General features: G+C 68.8%; 16 protein-coding genes. 7 read left to right on the plus strand and 9 right to left on the minus strand.

Going from position 1 to position 14,005, the window contains the following annotated elements; genetic code table 11:
* Positions 1-51 precede the first annotated feature (51 nt).
* The 3 genes from AB0I28_RS21715 to AB0I28_RS21725 all read right to left on the minus strand — a co-directional run bounded on the left by AB0I28_RS21715 (position 52) and on the right by AB0I28_RS21725 (position 2,825).
* Positions 52-1,332 (minus strand): MFS transporter, encoded by a 1,281-nt coding sequence (locus tag AB0I28_RS21715; protein WP_357495912.1) that lies wholly within the window; start codon positions 1,330-1,332, stop codon positions 52-54.
* 120 nt (positions 1,333-1,452) lie between these two features.
* Complete coding sequence (locus tag AB0I28_RS21720) at positions 1,453-2,283, minus strand: phospholipid scramblase-related protein (RefSeq protein ID WP_357495914.1); 831 nt, start codon at positions 2,281-2,283, stop codon at positions 1,453-1,455.
* Positions 2,284-2,318: 35 nt separating this feature from the next.
* The gene (locus AB0I28_RS21725; RefSeq protein ID WP_357495916.1) at positions 2,319-2,825 is read right to left on the minus strand and encodes an inorganic diphosphatase; all 507 of its coding nucleotides are present in this window, start codon (positions 2,823-2,825) and stop codon (positions 2,319-2,321) included.
* 150 nt (positions 2,826-2,975) lie between these two features.
* On the opposite strand from AB0I28_RS21725, the gene dacB reads away from it, so the two are divergent.
* The 4 genes from dacB to tilS are packed head-to-tail and all read left to right on the plus strand — an operon-like array spanning position 2,976 to position 6,824.
* Positions 2,976-4,295 carry a D-alanyl-D-alanine carboxypeptidase/D-alanyl-D-alanine-endopeptidase gene (gene dacB, locus AB0I28_RS21730; protein ID WP_357495917.1) on the plus strand — a complete coding sequence of 440 codons (1,320 nt, stop codon included), beginning with the start codon at positions 2,976-2,978 and terminating at the stop codon, positions 4,293-4,295.
* Positions 4,292-4,759, plus strand: coding sequence for a phosphoribosyltransferase family protein (locus tag AB0I28_RS21735; RefSeq protein ID WP_357495919.1), 468 nt, complete (start codon positions 4,292-4,294; stop codon positions 4,757-4,759). Before dacB ends, AB0I28_RS21735 begins: the two co-directional genes overlap by 4 nt.
* 38 nt (positions 4,760-4,797) lie before the next feature.
* Positions 4,798-5,838 (plus strand): zinc-dependent metalloprotease, encoded by a 1,041-nt coding sequence (locus AB0I28_RS21740; RefSeq protein ID WP_357495920.1) that lies wholly within the window; start codon positions 4,798-4,800, stop codon positions 5,836-5,838.
* Positions 5,838-6,824: a tRNA lysidine(34) synthetase TilS gene (gene tilS, locus AB0I28_RS21745; RefSeq protein ID WP_357495922.1), complete on the plus strand. Its 987-nt coding sequence runs from the start codon at positions 5,838-5,840 to the stop codon at positions 6,822-6,824. Before AB0I28_RS21740 ends, tilS begins: the two co-directional genes overlap by 1 nt.
* 61 nt (positions 6,825-6,885) lie before the next feature.
* On the opposite strand, the gene hpt is transcribed toward tilS, so the two are convergent.
* Positions 6,886-7,446, minus strand: a complete 561-nt coding sequence (gene hpt, locus AB0I28_RS21750) for a hypoxanthine phosphoribosyltransferase (RefSeq protein ID WP_357495924.1) — start codon at positions 7,444-7,446, stop codon at positions 6,886-6,888.
* Between the two features lie 235 nt (positions 7,447-7,681).
* Between hpt and ftsH the strand changes: the two genes are divergently transcribed.
* Positions 7,682-9,670, plus strand: coding sequence for an ATP-dependent zinc metalloprotease FtsH (ftsH, locus tag AB0I28_RS21755; RefSeq protein WP_357495926.1), 1,989 nt, complete (start codon positions 7,682-7,684; stop codon positions 9,668-9,670).
* A 56-nt stretch (positions 9,671-9,726) separates the two neighbouring features.
* On the opposite strand, the gene AB0I28_RS21760 is transcribed toward ftsH, so the two are convergent.
* The 4 genes from AB0I28_RS21760 to AB0I28_RS21775 form a co-directional block, all read right to left on the minus strand.
* Positions 9,727-10,338, minus strand: a complete 612-nt coding sequence (locus AB0I28_RS21760) for a hypothetical protein (protein WP_357495928.1) — start codon at positions 10,336-10,338, stop codon at positions 9,727-9,729.
* Between the two features lie 9 nt (positions 10,339-10,347).
* Positions 10,348-11,382 carry a hypothetical protein gene (locus tag AB0I28_RS21765; RefSeq protein ID WP_357495930.1) on the minus strand — a complete coding sequence of 345 codons (1,035 nt, stop codon included), beginning with the start codon at positions 11,380-11,382 and terminating at the stop codon, positions 10,348-10,350.
* On the minus strand, positions 11,382-11,786 hold the full coding sequence (locus AB0I28_RS21770) for a hypothetical protein (protein ID WP_357495932.1): 405 nt from the start codon (positions 11,784-11,786) through the stop codon (positions 11,382-11,384). The genes AB0I28_RS21765 and AB0I28_RS21770 overlap by 1 nt, the downstream gene beginning before the upstream one ends.
* 115 nt (positions 11,787-11,901) lie before the next feature.
* Positions 11,902-12,420, minus strand: coding sequence for a hypothetical protein (locus AB0I28_RS21775; protein WP_357495934.1), 519 nt, complete (start codon positions 12,418-12,420; stop codon positions 11,902-11,904).
* A 153-nt stretch (positions 12,421-12,573) separates the two neighbouring features.
* Between AB0I28_RS21775 and folE the strand changes: the two genes are divergently transcribed.
* A complete protein-coding gene (gene folE, locus AB0I28_RS21780; RefSeq protein WP_357495936.1) occupies positions 12,574-13,212 on the plus strand; it encodes a GTP cyclohydrolase I FolE in 639 nt (212 codons plus the stop codon).
* On the opposite strand, the gene AB0I28_RS21785 is transcribed toward folE, so the two are convergent.
* Positions 13,196-13,543, minus strand: a complete 348-nt coding sequence (locus AB0I28_RS21785) for an MmcQ/YjbR family DNA-binding protein (protein WP_357495938.1) — start codon at positions 13,541-13,543, stop codon at positions 13,196-13,198. The two genes, folE and AB0I28_RS21785, sit on opposite strands and share 17 nt — an antisense overlap.
* A 172-nt stretch (positions 13,544-13,715) precedes the next feature.
* Between AB0I28_RS21785 and AB0I28_RS21790 the strand changes: the two genes are divergently transcribed.
* A partial coding sequence (locus tag AB0I28_RS21790) for a hypothetical protein (RefSeq protein ID WP_357495940.1) occupies positions 13,716-14,005 on the plus strand: 290 nt, incomplete at its 3' end.

Here is a 14,005-nt window from a genome sequence, read left to right on the forward strand (position 1 = left end):
TGTGGCCACTCTAGAGGGGCCGGGCGGACGAGGGAAGCACGGTACGTCTACTTAGGACGGCGAGTGAGCGTCCGACCTCGCGGCGTGTTCGGCTTCTTCGGCGCGTTTGCGCTCGACCCCGTCGCGTCCGTCGTACTTGAGGAACGGCCGCAGCCACACCGCCAGCGCCGCCGTGCCGACCACCGACATGATGCCGCCGAACACGACCGACCCGCCGATCCCGAAGGCCTTGGCGGCCATCCCGGCCTCCAGGTTGCCGAGGGTCGGGCCCGACAGGTAGGACAGCTGCTCGATGCCGGCGAGCCGGCCGCGGAAATGGTCGGGAATGGTCTGGTTCCAGATGATGCCGCGGAACAGTCCGCTGATCATGTCGCCGAAGCCGGCCACCGCGAGGAAGAACAGCGCCAGCCACAGACTCGGTGACAGGCCGAAGCCGAGCACGCCCAGTCCCCACACCCCGGCGGCGATCAGCACCATGAGCCCGTGCCGGTGCACCCGCGCCGACCAGCCCGAGGTCATCGAGGCCAGCAGCGCGCCGACCGCCGGCGCGGCGTGCAGCAGTCCCAGCGTCTGCGGCCCGCCGAACTTCAAGGCGAGGAAGGGGTAGAGCGCCGACGGCATCCCGAAGAACATCGCGTTCATGTCGACCAGGTAGGTGCCCAGCAGCTCGGGCCGCTTGCGCGCGTACTGCAAGCCCGCGATCACCGACTTGACGCTCGGCCGGTCGGCGTTCGGCGGCGGCGGGACCTTGCGGATCAGCGACAGGCACAGCAGCGAGACCGCGAAGGTCGTCAGGTCGATGGCGTAGACCCAGGCCAGCGGGAAGTTGGCCAGCAGCAGGCCCGCGATCGCCGGACCGGCGATGGAGGAGATGTTGTAGTAGGTCGACTGGAGCCCCGACACCGCCGGGATCTCCTCGGGCTTCACCAGCCGCGGGATCAGCGCCTCGCGGGACGGGCGCGCCAGCCCCGACAGGCCCGAGCTCAGCGCAGCGATCACGTACAGCGCCCACAGCTGCGGCGTGCCGCCCAGCGAGTTCACCAGCAGCAGCGCGGCGAGCGCGGTCAGCGCGACCTCGCACCACAAGACGAGTTTGCGGCGGTCGACGTAGTCGGCGAGGGCGCCGCCGACGAAGGAGGTCACCAGCAGCGGCAGGAGCTCGCAGAGTCCGAGCAGGCCGACCAGGAACGGCGACTCGGTGAGCACGGCCACCTGGTAGGGGATGACGACGAAGGAGATGATCGACCCGAACGCCGAGACGGCGGCTCCGGTGTAGAAGATCCGGAAGTCCCGGTTGCGCAGCGGGCGCACGTCGAGGGTCAGTAGCGGCACGCCGGTGAGTCTTGTGCAAGATCGCGGCGGTGGCGAGGGGTTTTGCGGGTGACCTGGGCGACGAAAGAGCCCCGGCCGTGGAGGCCGGGGCTTTCCCGTTCGCGCGGGTGGTTCGAAGGACTAGCCTCCGAGGCCCCGCGAGTCCTGCTTCAGCGCGGTGTCGACGGTCAGCGCCGAGGCGACGACCATCGACAGGAGCGGGTCCTGCAGCGGGCGGTGCAGCTGCACGACGTAGTTGTCGGCGGTCGTGAAGGCCGTCTTGAGGATGCCCTCGAAGGTCTTCGTGATCCGCGCGACCTCGGCACCGGTGTGGTCGAGGATCGCGAAGTTCCAGGCGCGCCAGTTCTCGGCCTGGATCTTGCCGATCTCCTGCCCGTTCACGATGAAGGCGAAGCTGATCTTGCCGAACACGTTGTTCTGCTTGATCTCGCCGATCTCGTTGCCGCTGGCGCCCTGGACGATCACCCGCGACTTGAAGATCTTCGCCGGCCGCGTCAGGTAGAGCAGCGGCTGACCGTGGTTGTCGCTGACCTGGAGCTTGTGGGTGAAGAACTGGTCGTAGGAGCCCAGGAAGCGCACGATCTTCTTGAGCGCGCTCTGCCCGATCTGCTCGACCTTGGCGACCTGCTGGCCCTGCTGGTTGAACACCGAGTACTCGGCGCTGATCTCGATGAGCTTGGTCTTCTGGTTGACCACCAGGACCGGCTCGCTGAAGATCGTCCCGCCGCCGGCCGCGATCGGGCCGACACCGGCCTGCTGCTGCACCTGGCGCTGGATCTGCGAGGCGTCGTGGCCGCCGGAGACGTCGAGTTCGGCGATCTTCTCCAACGAGGAAGGCTGCCGCTGCTCGGGGGGACGGGTGTTGTTGGTCCACTGGTTGCCGTCCCACCAGCGCAGCTGCCCGCTGCCACTAGGATCCGGGTGCCAGCCTGGGGGGTTAGCTCCGCTCATAGCGCCAGAGTGTAGTCAGGCCGTCAACCAGAGGATCACTCGTGTACGTCCTGTTCGGCGTGGGCGTCCTTGAGTCGCGCCCAGGAGCGCTTGATCTCCGCCTCGGCCTCGGTGCGCCCGACCCAGGTCGCGCCCTCGACGCTCTTGCCCGGCTCAAGGTCCTTGTAGACCCGGAAGAAGTGCTCGATCTCCAGGCGGTCGAACTCCGGTACGTGATGAATGTCGCGCAGGTGCTCCGCTCGGGGGTCGGCGGCGGGAACGCACAAGACCTTGTCGTCTTGTCCCTTCTCGTCCGACATGCGGAACATGCCGATCGCGCGGGCGCGGATCAGGCAGCCCGGAACCGTCGGTTCGGGCACCAGCACCAGGGCGTCCAGCGGGTCCCCGTCGAGGCCGAGGCTCTCTTCGATGAACCCGTAGTCGGCCGGGTACTGAGTGGCCGTGAAGAGGGTACGGTCAAGACGGATTCGACCCGTTTCGTGGTCGATCTCGTACTTGTTCCGGCTTCCCTTGGGGATCTCAATGGTGACGTCGAAGTCCACGGCGTCTCCTTGCGCACGTCGTCGGGCATATGAATACAGGCAGTAGCCTTGCTAAGTCTTGCTCAGCCTGTTTCACATCGTCGAGGAGACCCCCGGGTGACGAGCGCAATCCCACACAACCGCCGTCTCTTGCCCATCCTGGGCGTAGTCTTGACGCTCGTCCTCAGTGGATGCACGCAGAGTGAACAGACCGGGACGCTGGTGTTCGAGACCGAACCCGCCCCCGCCGCGCCCGTGCTCCCGGGCCCCGCCGGAACCGAAGGGCCCGCACCCGAAGCGGTCGCGGCCCTCCTCGACCCCCTCATGTCCTACCCCGGACTGCGCGGAGACCTCGGCGTCGCCGTCCACGACGCCGCGACCGGCGAGCTCCTCTACGAGCGCAACAACACCCAGCCGCTCATCCCCGGCTCGACCAACAAGGTCGCCGTCGCGGCCGCGCTGCTGGCCACCCGGGGACCCGACTACCGCATCCCCACCCGCGTGGTCGCCGGAGCCGAACCCGGCCAGGTCGTCATCATCGGCGGCGGCGACCCCACCCTCTCGGTCGACGGCAACGGCTACTACCCCGGCGCCGCGAGCCTCGAAGACCTCGCCGCGCAGGTCAAGAAGAACCTCGGCGACCAGGCCGTCACCGCCGTCGTCCTCGACGGCACCGCCTTCAGCGGCCCCGGCGGCGCCCCCGGCGTCGACCCCGCCGACGTCCGCGCCGGCTGGGGCACCGACACCACCGCCCTCATGACCGACGGCGGCCGCATCAACCCCGAACCCGGCGTCACCGGCGCCCAGCGCCACGACGCCGCCGTCCCGCGCTACGCCGACCCCGGCCTGGCCGCCGCGAAGATCTTCTCCGGACTCCTCGGCGCCACCGAGGGCGTCACCACCGGCACCGCAGACCCCTCCGCCGCCGAACTCGGCGTCGTCCAGTCCCCGCCGATGCGCCGACTCGTCGAGGAAACCGTCCTGGCCAGCGACAACGTCGTCTCCGACATGCTCATCCGCCAGGTCGCCATCGCCCGCGGACTCCCCGGCTCCTTCGAAGACGGCACCATCGCCGTCGCCGCCGTCTTCAACGACCTCGGCCTCCCCGGCGACCAGATCTCCATGGTCGACGGCTCCGGACTCTCCTACGACAACAAGATCTCCGCCGGCCTGCTCTCCAGCCTCTTCGCCAAAGCCGCCGGACCCGAGCACCCCGAACTGCGGCCCCTGTTCGCCGCGCTTCCCGTCGCCGGATACACCGGCACCCTCGACTACCGCTACGGGCACGAGCAGACCTCCGCCGGAGCCGGCACCGTCCGCGCGAAGACGGGAACCCTCAGCAAGGTCACCGCCCTGGCCGGTTCGGTCCTGTCCGCCGACGGACGCGAACTCACCTTCGCGTTCCTCCTCAACGACCGCGGCAACGCCGTCGAAGCCGCACACGGCCTCGACCAGCTCGCCGCCGCCCTCGCCCGCTGCGGCTGCCGGTGACCGAGCACCTCGACCGCGCCCGCGAACTCCTCAAGGCGCGCACCACCACCGCCTACGGCGACCGCCTCGCGACCCTTCACTGGTGGATCGACCCCGAACTCCTCGCCCTCCTCGGGCCCGCGCTCGCCGAGCTCGAACCCACCGACGCCACCGCCGTCGCCGGGGTCCAGTCCTCCGGCTACCTCCTCGGCCCGCTCGTCGCGATCCACCTCGGCCTCGGCTTCGTCGGCGTCCAGAAACGCCCCGAACCCGACGGGACCATCACCCTCGCCATCGCCGACGGGATCCTGCGCCCCCGTGAGCGCGTCCTGCTCGTCGACGACCTCGTCGACACCGGGGCACAGGCACACGCCGTCCGCGGCCTGTTCCGTCGCCATGGCGCCGAATGGCTGGGTGTACGGGCCCTGATGGCCCTTTGTCCCTCGGAGGTTTCGGCCGATCTAGGCGTCGTCGCCCTGATCTGACCGAGCAGATCAAGCTCGCAATGCGTACGGTGGAGGGCATGACGCAGTTCGTGGACTGGGAGCTGGCCGCCCGAACCGCCCGCGCCCTCGGTAAAACAGGGCCCGCCGTGACCTTCGAGGAGGCCGCGTCGGTCGTGTCCGACCTACGCCGTCTCGCCGAGGAGGCCGCCGGGCACGTCGCCGCCTTCACCGGCATGGAGGCACGCCCCAGCCCGGTGCGCGTGGTCGACCGCCCGGACTGGGCGCAGGCCAACATCGACGGCCTCCGGCAGGTACTCGGCCCCCTCGGCAGCAAACTCACCGGCAGCAACGGCGAGCCCGGCCCCGTCGCGCGCGCCATCGGCACCCGAGTGACGGCCGTGCAGGCCGGCACCGTCCTGGCCTACCTCTCCGGGAAGGTGCTCGGCCAGTACGAGATCTTCGGGGAGGAGTCCGGGCAGCTCCTGCTCATCGCGCCCAACATCCTCGACACCGAGCGCAAGCTCAAGGCCGACCCGCACGACTTCCGGCTGTGGGTGTGCCTGCACGAGGTGACGCACCGCACACAGTTCACCGCGGTGCCGTGGCTGCGCGATCACTTCATGTCGGAGATCGACGCCTTCGCCGAGGCGGGGAACACCGACGCCGAGGCCTTCGCCGAGCGCGCCCGCCGGGCCATGTCGACCATCGCCGAGGCCGCCCGCGACCCCGAGGGCCGCACCAGCGTCATCGACGCGGTCACCACCGACGACCAGCGCGAGGTGATCGCGCGCATCACCGCGCTGATGACCCTCCTCGAAGGGCACGCCGAGTTCGTCATGGACGGCGTCGGCCCCGAGGTCATCGGCACGGTCGCCGAGATCCGCCAGAACTTCAACAAGCGCCGCGGCGGGGGAAACCCCCTCGAACGCGTCGTCCGCAAACTCCTCGGCGTCGACGTCAAACTGCGGCAGTACGCCGAGGGCCGCGCGTTCGTCGAGGCGGCCGTCGAACAGGTCGGCATGGCGACCTTCAACCGCGTGTGGACCTCCCCGGAGACCCTCCCCACGCTCGACGAGCTGTCCGACCCCTCCGCCTGGGTCGCCCGGGTCTGCACCTGATGGCGGCACTGCCCCGGGCGGTCGCGCTGACCCGCCTCGCGGTTCGCCGTGCCCTCGCCGACCTCGACCGGGGCCGGCTGGTCATCGTCGCCTGCTCCGGCGGGCCCGACTCCATGGCGCTGGCCGCCGCCACCGCCTTCGTCGCGCCCCGCGCCGGGCTGCGCGCCGGCTTCGCCACCGTCGACCACGGCCTGCAGGACGGTTCCGCCGAGCGTGCCGCCGGCTTCGCCGAATGGGCTCGCCACCAGGGCTTCGACCCCGTCGAAGTGATCACCGTCGAGGTCGACCCCGCCGACGGCGGACCCGAGAACGCCGCCCGCTCCGTGCGCTACGCCGCCCTCGACGACGCCGGCGAGCGCAACGACGCCGCCGCCGTCCTGCTCGGCCACACCCGCGACGACCAGGCCGAGACGGTCCTGCTGGCCCTCGCCCGCGGCGCCGGGCCACGCGGCCTCGCCGGGATGCCCGAACGCCGCCGCCACTACCGCCGGCCCTACCTCGACCTCACGCGGGAAACCCTGGAACAGGCCTGCGCACAGCAGGAACTCGACACCTGGGACGACCCGCACAACAGCGACCCCGCCTACCGGCGCTCACGCCTGCGCGCGCTCATGCCCGAGCTCGTCGAAGTCCTCGGCAGCGGCCTTCAGGCCAACCTCGCCCGCACCGCCCGCCTCGTCGCCGACGACAACCGCGTCCTCGACGGCCTCGCCGCACGCGCCACCGCCCGCGCGGCCGGCGCCGACGCGAGCCTCGACGTGGGCGCGCTCGCCGGGCAGCCGAGGGCGCTGCGCACCCGCGTGATCCACGCGTGGGCCCGCCTGCTGGGCGTGCCGGGGTCGGCGCTGGCGTACGGGCACGTGCAGGAGCTCGACCGGCTCATCACCGACTGGCACGGTCAGGGGCCGGTGCAGTTGCCCGGATATATAGAGGTGCGCAGGGACGGGGGGAAACTGCTCGCCGGTCCCCGTGCCCTGGACCTGTAGAAGACCTCGAAGCGGCGCCGGAGCTGAGAAGGCTCTCAAGAACCGTGCCGATCTTCGTCGCCTATCCGCGTGAGTAGACCTCGGGCTTCAACACGCCGAGGAAGGGAAGCTCGCGATATTTCTCGGCGTAGTCCATGCCGTAGCCCACCACGAACTCGTTGCCGAGGTCGAAGCCCACGTACTTGACCGGAACCTCGACCTGCATCGCCTCGGGCTTGCGCACCAGCGACACGACTTCGAGGGAGGCCGGGCCGCGTCCCGAGAGGTAACGCAGCAGCCAGGAGAGCGTCAGCCCGGAGTCGACCACGTCCTCGACGACGATCACGTGCCGTCCGGCGATGTCGCGGTCGAGGTCCTTGAGGATGCGGACCACGCCTGAGGAGGTCGCGCGCTGACCGTAGGAGGAGAGGGCCATGAACTCGAGTTCGACCGGCACGGAGAGCTGCCGGGCGAAGTCGGCCATGAACATGACCGCGCCCTTGAACACGCCCACGAGGAGCAGGCCTTCGGTCCCGGCGTAGTCGGCGGAGACCTGTTTGCCCAGTTCGGCGGTCTTGGTTGCGATGTCGTCGGCGCTGACGATGACCCGTTCGATGTCGTCGGCGTACCACTCGGCCGTCATGGTCACCAGCCTGCCAGGCGCCGACGGGATCTATACGGCGCACCCCGGGCATGCTTCGTCACATCGAACCCGAATAATGGTGCGTTAAGCACGAGGGTGGCGAACGCCGCAGGCGGTAGACGGTTGCAACGGTGTAACGTCGAATGGCCGGACACCCGGTGCGATCGGCTATTCGGCCGAGCGAGGATGTCAACCTTTTCTCACGGGAGGGGTCGGGCAAGGCGCCCGCAGCAGTATGGAGCGTACGCGATTCTTCCGCAGGCCATTCGTCTGGATTGTCCTCGTCATCCTGGGTGTGGTGCTGATCGCCACGATGTTCTCGGGCGGCAGCGACTACACCGAAGCAGAGACTTCGGTGGCCGAGGCGCAGTTCAGTCAGCCGGGCCAGATCGAGCGGGCCGTGCTCAAGGACAAGGAACAGGTCCTTCAGCTTGACCTCAAGACCCCGATCACCGTCGAGGGCAAAGAGACCGACAAGATCTCGGCCTTCGTTCCGGCCGAGTCGGTCAACGAGACCTTCGAACAGATCAAGGCCTACGGCGCCCCCTACAACGTGGAGGTGACCGAGGAGAGCATCTGGGTCGCCTTCCTGATCAACCTCCTCCCCATCGTCATCATCGTCGTGCTCCTGCTGCTGTTCATGTCGCAGATGCAGGGCGGCGGTTCGCGGGTCCTCAACTTCGGCAAGTCGAAGGCGAAGCTCGTCAGCAAGGACACCCCGAAGACCACCTTCGCGGACGTGGCCGGCGCCGACGAGGCCGTCGAGGAGCTCCAGGAGATCAAGGACTTCCTCCAGGACCCGAGCAAGTACCAGGCGCTGGGCGCGAAGATCCCCAAGGGCGTGCTGCTGTTCGGCCAGCCCGGTACGGGTAAGACGCTGCTGGCCCGCGCGGTCGCCGGTGAGGCCGGTGTCCCGTTCTACTCGATCTCCGGTTCGGACTTCGTGGAGATGTTCGTCGGTGTCGGCGCCAGCCGTGTCCGCGACCTCTTCGAGCAGGCGAAGGCCAACGCCCCGGCGATCGTGTTCGTCGACGAGATCGACGCCGTCGGACGCCACCGCGGCGCCGGCATGGGCGGCGGGCACGACGAGCGCGAGCAGACGCTGAACCAGCTGCTCGTCGAGATGGACGGCTTCGACACCAAGGGCGGCGTGATCCTCATCGCCGCCACGAACCGGCCCGACATTCTCGACCCGGCGCTGCTGCGTCCCGGCCGCTTCGACCGGCAGATCGCGGTGGACTCGCCCGACCTGATCGGCCGCAAGGCGATCCTGGCCGTGCACGCCAAGGGCAAGCCCTTCGAGCCGAACGTCGACCTTGAGACGATCGCCCGCCGCACCCCCGGTTTCTCCGGCGCGGACCTGGCCAACGTCATCAACGAGGCCGCGCTGCTGACCGCCCGCCACAACCTCAAGGCGATCAGCAACGACGCTCTCGAAGAGGCCATCGACCGCGTCATCGCCGGTCCCGAGCGCCGCACCCGCGCCATGAGCGAGAAGGAGCGGAAGGTCACCGCCTACCACGAGGGCGGCCACGCTCTCGTCGCGATGGCCCTGCCGCACCTGGCGCCCGTGCACAAGGTGACGATCCTGCCGCGCGGCCGGTCCCTCGGGCACACCCTGGTGCTCCCGACGGAGGACAAGTACACGCAGACGCGGTCGGAGATGATCGACACGCTGGCCTACGCCCTGGGCGGCCGCGCCGCCGAGGAGCTCGTCTACCACGAGCCGACCACCGGCGCCGGGGACGACATCCAGAAGGCGACCAAGCTGGCCCGCGGGATGGTGACCGAGTACGGCATGAGCGCCAAGCTGGGGGCCATCAAGTACGGCACCGGGTCCTCGGAGCCCTTCCTCGGCCGCGACATGGGCCACCAGAAGGACTACTCGGACTCGATCGCGGCCGACATCGACGCCGAGGTGCGCTCGCTCATCGAGATCGCCCACGACGAAGCGTGGGAGATCCTCGTCGAGCACCGCGACATCCTCGACGCCATGGTCGGCGAGCTGCTGGAGAAGGAGACCCTGTCCCGCGAGGACATGGCCCGCCTCACCGAAGGCGTGCGCAAGCGCCCGCCGATGGCGCCGTACAACGGCTTCGGCAAGCGCAAGCCCTCCGACCGGCCGCCGATCTCGACGCCGGCCGACGCGACCGAGCTGAAGGCCCAGGCCGAGAGCAACGGAAGCAAGTCGCTGAAGGACACGCTGAACAGCACGGACATGTAGTAGGAGTTCGACGCGAAAGGCCCCGCCACCGGCGGGGCCTTTCGCGTTGGTGGGGGTCAGGCGAGGGAGAGGGTGCGGATCTGTTCCACGAGGGCGAGGACCGCGTCGCGGTAGGCGGGGTCCTTGTTGACGACGATGCAGCCGGCGCTGACCCATACGGCCATGTTGTCGGCCTTGCATTTGACGGTCAGGCTGTTCTGCCTGTCGTCGATCGCGCACTCCTCCCACGTCGGCTGGTCGATGGGTTCCCAGTCGAATCCGCGCATCCGCTCGTAAGCATCGTCGGTTGCCTGTGGCTTCCCGAGATCGACGGTGACCGTCAGGGTGTCGCTGTGCTGCAGATTGCCGTCGGCGTCGGGTCCGAGCAACCAGCGCAGGCAGTCGATCTGCTCAACGTCCTGCCGGTAGTCGCTGATGTCCTGGGCCGGCATGACGAAGTCGCCGTAGGCCTCGAAGGCCGACCAGTCGATGTCCTTGCACAGGCCCGCGCGGAAGGCGAAGGTCGCGGCGGGCGGTGCCGACGACGCTGACGCCGTCGGAGCCGTCGTCGGGGTCCCGGAAGGACCGTCATCATCGTCACCGGACAGCTCAAGGGCGACGAACGCGGCGATCGCCGCGACGACCAAGCCGCCGCTGAGGATCACCCGCACCCGACTCGTCGATGCCATGTCGCTCGCCTACCCCCTGTGCCGGAATTCGTTCTTGCTCGGTGCATCGTCGGCGATGGAGACCCGGGCCGCCCGAATGTAGCGACTCCGCTTCGGGCTGGCCAGCATCGCCTCGAAGTTGGCAGTGGTCTCGTCGAGCTTCCTCGCGAGTTCGACCTCCTCGGCGGTGACGGCTGCGTCGAGCGCGATCAGAGCCACCTGCATGCTGAAGATGATCATGTGTGCCGTGTCGCCGCCGATCGTGGAGTCGACCGGCTGCGGGTTCGTCGTTTGTGTAGCGGTGTACGCCAGCTGTGATGCCGCCAAGCTGGTGTTCAGTAGCGCGAGGACCAGGGCGAACCCCTGGGTTCCCGGCACGAAGATCGAGCCGAAGGCCAAGGCCGTGCCGATGACGGCGAACATCGTCGTCGGTTCGGGCGGGGCCTTGGCCGCGATGGCGGCCTCGAGTGCCTGCTTGGTCAGCGTCGCGATGTTGAGAGCACCCTGCTGGGCTGCCACGACCAAGTTGGCGTGACCGTTCAGCGCGCCGGTGAGTTCGGCGATCGCCCGTTGCTGGTTGGGACCGACGTCGTTCATCGGGTCGAGTACTTCGTCTCGAAACACGTCCGCCGCCGATCCCGCCCACAGAGCTTCGCTCAATCGGTGGCGGATCGGGTCCATCAGTGCGTCGCCCGACGCGGTCAGAATCTCACCGGCGGCAGTGAGATCCGCCTGCGCGGTCTGGTGGCCGGCCAGGTCGCAACCGACGGCGTACTTGGCGAACACCTCCGGGATCCGGGCGAACTCGCTGCCGAGTTGAAAGCCCTCCTCCTGCTCCTGCGCCAGCAGGAGTCCGCGGTGAGTGTCACCGACTCGTCGCAGGATCGCGTCGCGGCCGGTGTCGCCCTGGTCGGCGACATCATCGACGCCCCAACCCCAGTGGTCGAGAACTTCGAGCGCTCGCAGGTCGTTCGCGAGCTCCAGCACCTCGAGTGCCGTGTCGCGGATGGCCTGGCCGTGCGGCCCCCAGCTGCCCCCGTTGCCTTCGATCAACGTGTCAGCCATCAGTCCTCCCCGGGCCGGTACGCCTCGGGAGGCAGTGGAGCGCCCGGAACTGGGGGCACCGGGACGTCGACCAGTTCCTGGTTCTCGATATCGGCTCCCCCGTACATTTCGACGACTCGCAAGAGTCCTTTGCTCGCGTCGCCGAGGTTGACCGTCGTGTCGCCCGCGGCCTGCTGCAGCAGATCGCGCAACGCCTTCCAACTGGCCAGCACCGGGCTGCTGCGCTCACCTCCCGATCCGGGAGTCCTCAGGATCATGTGGTCATTGCGAGAGCTGAGATGGATCTGCCGGGCGGCGTCACCGTGGACGTTCGCGAGTCCTGGTAGCAATACCATCCCGACCTCGGCCAGCTCCTCCAGATCGACCCGCAACTCCACTCCGCCCCCATCGCCGTCCTTCCTCATCCCACGCCCTCCCGCCAGATCGCCCGATACATCCGCCGTACCTCTCGCGAACGCTCGCGCGCCATCGCCCGCAGCGTCGAGTTCAGCATGTCGGCCGTTCCCTTCCGTCCGTCGCTCATCCCCGTGTCGCCCCGCTCAGCCTGCGGTGAATCTCCCGCAGCCGCACCGCCCGCTGCCGCGCCGCGTCCGCGAGCGCCGAGTTCAGCTCCTCGGCCAGCTCGCCCTCGGTCAGCCGCCGCACGGTCCCCGGCCGCAGCTCCACCGTGAAGTCCTTCTTCCCCCGCCACGTCAGGCTCACGTAGTCCTCGGCCGAGTACGCGGTGACCGTCAGCCGCGACGCCTCCGCGTCGAGCCGCCGCCTGGGGTGTTCCTCCGGAAGGTCTTCCAGGTTCGGTGGCCGACGTCCGCCCGCGACCTCGCTGCGGATCATCTCGACGGCCCGCTCGTAACCGGTGAACGCGCTCGCCAGTACGGCCTCGACCTGCACGGTCAGCGATCGCTCGTTGTGGAGTTCGGCGGTTCCGGGCTTGATCCGCACGCTCAGTCCGCGAAACGCTAAGGTCGCGCGGACGCTGCCGTCGGGCGACGCGACCTTGATGTTCATGCGCTCCACGCGCTCGGTGACGATCCCCATACAAGCCTCCCCCGACTCGTCGCGACTGTACTCATGGCGTGCTATGCGGTCAACGCGGAGAGTGGTGGGCGTCGATGACGCCCGAACCCTGCCGAGGGTGATGACACTCTCGTATATCGGACGCCTGTCCTACCCTCCGCGTAGGCTGTCCGGGTGAACGAGAGTCTTGATCACGTTGCCGCCCGCCTCGTCGACGGCCGCATCAACGGCGTGCCCGTCGAGGAGGTCGTCGACCTTAAACGCATCGAGGCGGCGGTTCGGGAGATCCTGATCGCGATCGGTGAGGACCCCGAACGTGAAGGGCTGGCCAACACGCCCGCCCGGGTGGCGCGCGCGTACGCCGAGCTCTTCGCCGGCCTGCGCGTGGACCCCGCCGAGATCCTCAAGACGACCTTCGCCGAGGACCACGAGGAGATGGTGGTCGTCCGCGACATCGAGGTCACCAGCTTCTGCGAGCACCACCTGCTGCCCTTCATCGGCGTCGCGCACGTCGGCTACATCCCCGCCGAGCACGGCCGCATCACGGGCCTTTCGAAGCTCGCCCGGCTGGTCGAGGCGTACTCGCGACGGCCGCAGGTGCAGGAGCGGCTCACCTCCCAGATCGCCGAGCAGCTGATGAGCACGCTCGACCCGCGCGGCGTCATCGTCGTGGTCGAGTGCGAGCACATGTGCATGTCCATGCGCGGCATTCGCAAGGCGGGCGCGAAGACCGTGACGTCGGCGGTGCGGGGCGTGCTTCAGCGCGACGCGAAGTCGCGCGCGGAGGCGATGAGCCTCATCCTGGGCCGGTAGCCGACTCGGTCAGCTCCGGCGCCGTCATCCGGTGCGCGGCGACCAGTAGCGACGCCAGCACGTCCCAGTCCTGCTCGACGTCGAGCCACGCGCCTATCCAGCCGTGCCGGTCGACGTAGGGCGGGTTGAAGTATTGGCGGGGTGCGGCGTGGACGAGACGTTCGCCGTGCTTGGCCTTGAACCAGACCGAATCGCGCTCGGCGACCCGGTGGCGCATCGCGAAGATCTTGTCGCGCACTCGGAAGCTCGCCTCGGCCGATCCGTCCACTTCGGAGGTTTCGGGCAGGGCGAGGCAGATGCGGCGTAGCTGGACGAGGGGTTCGGCGCTCATGACCTCCACATCGTACCGTCCGTGTCGTGATCATACGACTACGGACCGCCGATCCTTCGCGCCGGCGGGCGCGGGCCACGGTGGCACGTTCCCGGGATACATGCCGCCGCCGATTCCCATACTGTCGTGTCATCAGCAAGCAAGCGGAACGCACCTGGGAGGGGTTTCCACAATGAGCGACTTCGACACGCCGGCCGACACCGACACCGAGTCCGAGTACGACGCCACGTTCGATGAGGCGATCGATCTGGATGGTAATGGGGTCGCCGATGACACGATCTCGGTGGAGTACGCCGATCACTCCGAGACGTTGATCGACACTGATGGTGATGGTGTCGCCGAGGGTGTGGCGGTCGACGCCGACAACGATGGTGACTTCGACAATCTCTACGTCGACGCCGACGGTAACGGGACGATCGATTCCGAGGCGGTCGACACCAATGGTGATGGTCTGATCGACAC

It is taken from the genome of Phytomonospora sp. NPDC050363 (assembly GCF_040655735.1).
Taxonomy (GTDB): domain Bacteria; phylum Actinomycetota; class Actinomycetes; order Mycobacteriales; family Micromonosporaceae; genus Phytomonospora.

Excerpts from the sequence above, each read along its gene's own strand:
- AB0I28_RS21740 (WP_357495920.1), top strand. The coding sequence starts at position 4,798 with ATGACGCAGTTCGTGGACTGGGAGCTGGCCGCCCGAACCGCCCGCGCC.
- AB0I28_RS21785 (WP_357495938.1), bottom strand. The coding sequence starts at position 13,543 with ATGAGCGCCGAACCCCTCGTCCAGCTACGCCGCATCTGCCTCGCCCTG.
- tilS (WP_357495922.1), top strand. The coding sequence starts at position 5,838 with ATGGCGGCACTGCCCCGGGCGGTCGCGCTGACCCGCCTCGCGGTTCGC.
- AB0I28_RS21770 (WP_357495932.1), bottom strand. The coding sequence starts at position 11,786 with ATGAGGAAGGACGGCGATGGGGGCGGAGTGGAGTTGCGGGTCGATCTG.
- AB0I28_RS21765 (WP_357495930.1), bottom strand. The coding sequence starts at position 11,382 with ATGGCTGACACGTTGATCGAAGGCAACGGGGGCAGCTGGGGGCCGCAC.
- AB0I28_RS21760 (WP_357495928.1), bottom strand. The coding sequence starts at position 10,338 with ATGGCATCGACGAGTCGGGTGCGGGTGATCCTCAGCGGCGGCTTGGTC.
- AB0I28_RS21720 (WP_357495914.1), bottom strand. The coding sequence starts at position 2,283 with ATGAGCGGAGCTAACCCCCCAGGCTGGCACCCGGATCCTAGTGGCAGC.
- hpt (WP_357495924.1), bottom strand. The coding sequence starts at position 7,446 with ATGACGGCCGAGTGGTACGCCGACGACATCGAACGGGTCATCGTCAGC.
- ftsH (WP_357495926.1), top strand. The coding sequence starts at position 7,682 with ATGGAGCGTACGCGATTCTTCCGCAGGCCATTCGTCTGGATTGTCCTC.
- AB0I28_RS21775 (WP_357495934.1), bottom strand. The coding sequence starts at position 12,420 with ATGGGGATCGTCACCGAGCGCGTGGAGCGCATGAACATCAAGGTCGCG.